Annotated in this window: 6 protein-coding genes; 3 read left to right on the forward strand and 3 right to left on the reverse strand. The window is 58.4% G+C overall.

Features of this window, described 5'->3' with window-relative positions; all coding sequences use genetic code 11:
• Positions 1-1794 (reverse strand): DUF4012 domain-containing protein (locus Q1X90_RS05065; protein WP_300767189.1); only part of this gene is annotated, 1794 nt, incomplete at its 3' end.
• Between the two features lie 323 nt (positions 1795-2117).
• Between Q1X90_RS05065 and Q1X90_RS05070 the strand changes: the two genes are divergently transcribed.
• The 3 genes from Q1X90_RS05070 to Q1X90_RS05080 all read left to right on the forward strand — a co-directional run bounded on the left by Q1X90_RS05070 (position 2118) and on the right by Q1X90_RS05080 (position 3409).
• Positions 2118-2504 (forward strand): hypothetical protein, encoded by a 387-nt coding sequence (locus Q1X90_RS05070; RefSeq protein ID WP_300767191.1) that lies wholly within the window; start codon positions 2118-2120, stop codon positions 2502-2504.
• Positions 2423-2797 (forward strand): alpha/beta hydrolase, encoded by a 375-nt coding sequence (locus tag Q1X90_RS05075; protein WP_366944460.1) that lies wholly within the window; start codon positions 2423-2425, stop codon positions 2795-2797. The genes Q1X90_RS05070 and Q1X90_RS05075 overlap by 82 nt, the downstream gene beginning before the upstream one ends.
• A 165-nt stretch (positions 2798-2962) precedes the next feature.
• Positions 2963-3409, forward strand: coding sequence for a hypothetical protein (locus tag Q1X90_RS05080; RefSeq protein WP_300767195.1), 447 nt, complete (start codon positions 2963-2965; stop codon positions 3407-3409).
• 99 nt (positions 3410-3508) lie between these two features.
• Here Q1X90_RS05080 and galE read toward each other — a convergent pair whose 3' ends face one another.
• Together galE and Q1X90_RS05090 are read right to left on the reverse strand one after the other, a co-directional pair.
• A complete protein-coding gene (gene galE / locus Q1X90_RS05085; protein ID WP_300767197.1) occupies positions 3509-4519 on the reverse strand; it encodes a UDP-glucose 4-epimerase GalE in 1011 nt (336 codons plus the stop codon).
• Between the two features lie 574 nt (positions 4520-5093).
• Entirely contained in the window at positions 5094-6113 is a 1020-nt protein-coding gene (locus Q1X90_RS05090; protein ID WP_300767199.1) for a restriction endonuclease, read from the reverse strand.
• Positions 6114-6154: the final 41 nt, after the last annotated feature.

Below are 6154 nucleotides of genomic sequence, written 5' to 3' on the forward strand. Positions count from 1 at the left end.
GGCCGATTGGACATGACAGACGATCGTCATGCTCTCCCCCGGTTTCAGTGTTATGGACCGTCCACCGACGGTCAGACCGTCATGAAGGCTGACGATGTCGAAGCCTTTGCCGTCGGACATGGTCCAGTTGACAAGACGCCCGCCAGCAGGAGCGTATATATAGAGCGCGGTGTTGATCTCACCATCCACATGACCTTTCGTCAGATCGCCCAGAACATATCGGGGAGTGGTGGCGACCTGGTCGGAGGTCATCATATTGGTCAACGTGATCGTCACGGTGTATTGCAGGGCGCCGTTGGACGCCGTCTTCTCGTATTTGGTGCTCACCTGACGCCGCAGATACCAGTCCATCTTCGATTGTGTGCCGTCGGAGAAATACACCCCCACTTGGGGCTTGGACTGCGATGTTGACAATGTTCCGGAAATCGTCGTGTCGGCGAGAATGGTCTGCTCGTCCTTGTGGGAGCTCCACACCAGCACGTGTCCACCGGAGATGGATGTGGCCGCGGCCTTGAGAAAATCCTTGGGTTTGCTCGAGCTGGTGAGGATGTGGCTGAACGCGGCCGACGCGGCCTGCGCAAAATACGCGTCCTGCTGCGAGCTGTCCTTCGTGGAGTAGACGTCGCTGAGAAGATATTTGGCTGTGTTGCTGCCATTGAGCACCGTTCCGTCATCAAGAGTCACCCCGCCCGTGACGGCGAGCATGTTCTGAAGACACACCGGATCGATGGCCACAACCCCATCGACCTCCACCTTGTAGGTGTTCTTCCACATGGCCTGCGCGATCTTCCCCGTCCGGGAGAAGTCCGGGGTGAGGTTGACGTCCTGCGCCATGCGGCCCAGCTTGTCCGTGAACAGTGTCTTCTCCTCGGCGGTCAACGCCACTATCGGCTCGTGGAGCCACGGCAATGTGCCCTCCGATTCGAACTTGTTGAGGGTGATGGTTCCATTCGACACCGTGATGGTTCCCCAGGATCCCGATATCCCACCGGTGGCTCTCAACTCCGAATTCGACTGCGCAAGCACAAGATAGGTGCGGGTGCCACCGCTTGTGGTGAGCATAGGCGGAGCCAGGGAGGCGAACGCCGACGCGTTGTCCAGCATTCCGGAGACAGTCGTCATATAACTTTTCGCCTTGGTCATGGCCGCGGATATCTGTGTGATGTGCGCGGTCGGCGTCGACTCCAACGCCCGAACCGTCGTCTGCATGGCCTCGCTCGCCGACTCCAGACTTGACGCGGCCTCATCCAATCCAGGCAGACGGATGGTGCCACCCGTGAAAGACGCGTCCGTGAGCGACACCAATTTGACGGCCTTGCCAACACTGGGCAAAACCTGGGAGGATATGTTCTCCATCGCCGTGACCGCGGCCCTCACCGCCACGACGTCGCTCCCGTAATATGGTGTTTTCGCGGCGATCGTCCAGAGGACCGAGCTGGTCTCCCGATAGGCTTTGTCCGTATGATCGGAAAATTGATCGGAACTCACGGCGAAGGACTTCTCATCGACATTGGACAGAGCGGTCTTCATCGTCGTGGCCGAGGACATGGCCTCATTGACCTCCGTCCTGACCTTCATGGCGGATATGACGAACCACGCGGCGAGGGCCCCGACGACGACAAGGAATATCCCCAGAACGATCGCCACTCTTTTGACTACGCGGCGTCTCTTCAGGCGACGTATATGCGCGGGACTCATCCGACGTCGATGCCGATGAGCCTCTCCCGACCCTGAATCATTGCGCGGAATGATCAGACCCCGCTCGTTCCCGGCCTCTACACCGTCATCGTTCACGATGGCGTCCCCCCTCGCGGTCCCCGATTCCTACGTAAACTCAGCCTCTGTATCTGAGGGACAGATCGCCCCCCCGGGCAAGGATCCACGAGTGCAGGCTGCATACCGGAAGCGTCGCGGGAGACTCCGCATCGTTTGACGGTTTTCGATGAACGGTGTCCCAGAACTCCTCGGCGGGCTTGTCACACATCGGCACTGCACAATGTCGTCCTCGCACGGCGTACCACCTCATCATAATGGACCTATGACCAATAGTGACATGATATGCCCCCAAGGTGAAGGAATCATGAAAGCGCGTGAGGACCCACGGCTATCATGACGGCATGGCATCATTACGCGGAGCGACGAGCGGACCCGACCGCAGCAGCACCTTTCAACGGATACGCGACCGCCTCCGCCGTCTCGGGCTCACACTCACCCTGGTGATCGCCACTTCCATGGTTCTCGTCATTGTCTGGTTCACGGTCAGTCCCACACCCTCGATACTTCTTCTGCGCAACGCCTTCCGCGAGCAGGAACTCACCACACCGACCGGATACGAGGCCATGCGAAAAAAGGTCACGGTCGTCAGAAACCTCACCTACCCTTCCGGCCCCACGGCCAAAACACCTTCGACCTGTATGAGCCCGTGGGACGGGAGTCCTCGACCCTTCCTGTCATCGTCTGGGCGCATGGAGGGGGATTCATCGCCGGCGACAAATCAGGGATGACGACATACGCGACCATAATGGCGAGCCGCGGATACGCGGTGATCGCCATGAACTACGATTACGCTCCCGACGGGACGTATCCCACGCCGGTGATTCAGATGGGTGAGATGGTGTCCCACCTGAAGAGCATCGCGTCACGATACGGGCTCGACGCGTCGAGCGTCATCGTCGGCGGTGATTCCGCCGAAGCCCAGATCGCCGCCCAATTCGCGGTGGTCAACACAACTCCAGGATATTCGGAAGCCACCGGAATCCCCACCACTTCATTGGAGAAACCACTCAAAGGCGTCTGAAAGAATTGCAAAAGTTTTGACTTTTCCCCTCTTCCAACCAAGCATCCCACAGAGAATGTTATAAAATCAATAACGAATGATCGCGTGTAACAAATTTCACCGATTAATAAATTAAAACGTCCGTGAATATCGGAATGGATATCACCACAATATTAAGGAGTATGAATGACTGCTTTGCAGGGATTTGAGGAAATCAGCACGGAGATTCCGACGGTGAAGATGACACTGACGGTGATGGACTCCACCCTCCGATTCAACAAGGGAACGGCGGAGACCCTGGGATTCCCCGCATATGTGAAGATCCTCGCCAACCCGAAGACCTGTCAGATCGCCGTTCAACCGTGCACCGCGAAGGAATCGAACGCCGTCAAATTCAGCAAATCCGAGGGGAAGCAGACCACGTCCGTCAATCTCAAGGACAAAGCCCTTCTTGACAGTGTCAAGAAATTCTTCACGCTCGACGCGGCTCCCGAGGGCGAGGTCGCGTATCAGATTGTCACCGGATCGCTCCTTCCGAACACCCCCAACATGAAAGTCGCCGTATTCACCGCATCCAACGCCGTCAGTGGAACCATGAAGCGTCGCGGGCGCAAGAAGGCCTCGGAGGCCTGATCGCCGAATAACAACAAATCCGAATAATAGATGTGGGGAGGGGACGCGGCCGCATGTGCCACGTCCCCTCCCCACATCCGCATCCGGAACCAGAACGAATCAGTCGTTCTGCCTCCATCCCTCAACGTCGATGTGATGCTCCGGATTTGCCTGCCACGCCCTCCACGCGGATTCGACGATCTCATGCACGCCATACCGGGCGTGCCACCCCATCTCCTCGTTGATGCGTCGGGGCGAACCGATCAGATGCGGCGGATCTCCCGCACGACGCGACGTCACCGTTTCGACGAATGGAAGTCCCGTCACCTTTTTGACCTCGTCGACGATCTGACGGACCGAGGTTCCCTCGCCCGTCCCCACGTTGAAGGCATCATATTCCCGCTCGTCCTTGTCAAGATAGGACAATGCCGCCAGATGCGCGTCGGCCAGATCGGACACATGGATGTAGTCGCGCACGCATGTGCCGTCGGGGGTGGGATAATCGTCTCCAAAGACCAAAGGGGCCTTGCCCTTGCGTAGCCTGTCGAACAGCATGGGGATCAGATTGAGGATCGCAGGATCCTCCAATTCCACGGGACCGCACCCCGCCACGTTGAAATATCGAAGAGCGCAGAAACGGATGCCGAAAGGCTCCTCACAGGCCCGGGCCATCCACTCGCCGAACAGCTTGGTCTGCCCATAGGGATTGATGGGAAGCATGGGAACGACATCCTCCGGAACGACGTCTACCGGAGGAACCCCGTATGTGGCTGCCGACGAGGAGAACACCAACCGGGTCGCATCCGACTCCGTCATGCCCGTCAACACGTTGAGCATGCCGTTGATGTTCTGCTGGTAATACCACAGCGGCTTGGCCACGGACTCGCCCACCTGCTTGCGCGCCGCAAAATGGATAACCGAGTCGATGGACTCGTCACACATGATCTCACCCAGACGCTCCCCCGCGCCCGGAGCCGCAATGTCCATGCCATACAGTCGTGCGCCCTCGATGCGCGTGGGCTTGCCGTAGCTCAGATCATCCACAACGACGACCTCTCGTCCGGCCTCGTGAAGCGCATGAACCACATGGGCTCCGATATAGCCGCAACCGCCTGTAACAAGAACTGCCATAGGATCACATTCCCATCAAAATGACAAGAGCGGCGGGACATCCAGCCGCGTCACGTGGCCTGCCCCCGCTCCAATCGACTACCCCGACGTCAACAACATATCACAGAGAGCAACAAAATCTAACACTCGCAATGCATCCGCCAGCCGTCGTTCATGGCCAAAATCCTCGCGGTCCCCCGTATTCCCACGACGGTTCGCGCCTGGCCGGACAAGCAACTGCGCAGGACCATCATGGACGAACCCGGGAAGAAGCGGCATGCGACCACCCAGAACCCGGGCCGCATCCTCTTCACACACACAAGCCGCACAATTTTGGTCAGGCCCACGAATGTGGCCGCAAACTCCCTAGACGGACGCCGAGAAGGCCACGGATCGTTTGAAATAGACAATTCCGTATTTCCTGAGTTGACCTTTTGTGCTTCGGAAAAGTTATGTGCAGAACCTGGGACCTGTCGAAAACGACGACCGGGAGGATTCTCAGCGTAAACCCCAGGCACACCGTCAGCACGCAGGAACCGCACAAGGCGGATCCAAAGGAATAAGGGCTCATGCCAACAAACCGCTCAGCTTCTCATCAGTATTGGTTCCGCAGGTCGGGCGGTATCCGCGCCATGATGTCATCACGCGTTAGCACATGCGCATCGAGAGCGACGTGCGCGGCCGGAAGGAACGAGCCCCACGCCTTCTGGCATAGACGGACGAGACGATCCCCGTCCACCAGTTCGACCCCGACCCGGCGAGCGTACGAAACCGCATCAGGGGAGAACGAACTCGTCGTCACGACAATCATCCCCCGAGCCTTCTCGATCTCGTTCGCACCCACCAGTTTCTGAACGATTGGCCGTCCGATATGGTGGGTCCGCGCAAACAGTTTGCATTCCACGATCGCCGTATACTCGCCGCGCTGCAGACGAATATCAAGTCCGCCGTCACGCACCGGAGGCGTGACCTCGGCATTCCATCCAAGACGTCGGAACAGATCCGCGCAGAAACGCTCGAAACCCGTCGGATTGTTCTCAAACGTCCGCAGAATGCCCGAAACGCTCGTCGCCGAGCGCCTCTGAGCGAGCCCGGATGCAGCCCGCCGCCGCTTCAGCTCCTCCTCACGGCAATAGGCGACGGCCACTCCCGCATCACGGCAGGCATTGACGAAATCATAGAGAAGGAAAGGATCCCGCCCCCGGAAACGCCACGTTCCGACTTCCAGAACACTGGGATCGTACAGGACACTCACGTCGTTCGTCCGTCGATCCCGCGTCCCGTCCTTCTTCGCCGCATCCCATCGGGGATATCCAAGAACGAACTCTCCAATCTGACGTGGTGTTCGAGACCTTCGAACCCGGATTCCCCACGGCACCCTGACGCCGAGCTCATGCTGCGCTCTGCTGCGGCGAACAATCCGGATGAGGAGACGGGCAGCCACCACGACGATGCCGACGACGCACACCACGATACATCCGACAATGATTCGTCCGCATAGTGGAGTGTCACGCAGAAACAGAGATAAAGAACGAAACACGATCGGAATCCCTTCCTCAGTGACAATGCCATCAGTGAACGCCGCTATCCCGACATGCCACGTCACCGTCGTCATGGCACAATTGGGCTAAATTGGACATCCGCTCACAGGAGGCA

Source organism: uncultured Bifidobacterium sp. (assembly GCF_949292005.1).
Taxonomy (GTDB): domain Bacteria; phylum Actinomycetota; class Actinomycetes; order Actinomycetales; family Bifidobacteriaceae; genus Bifidobacterium.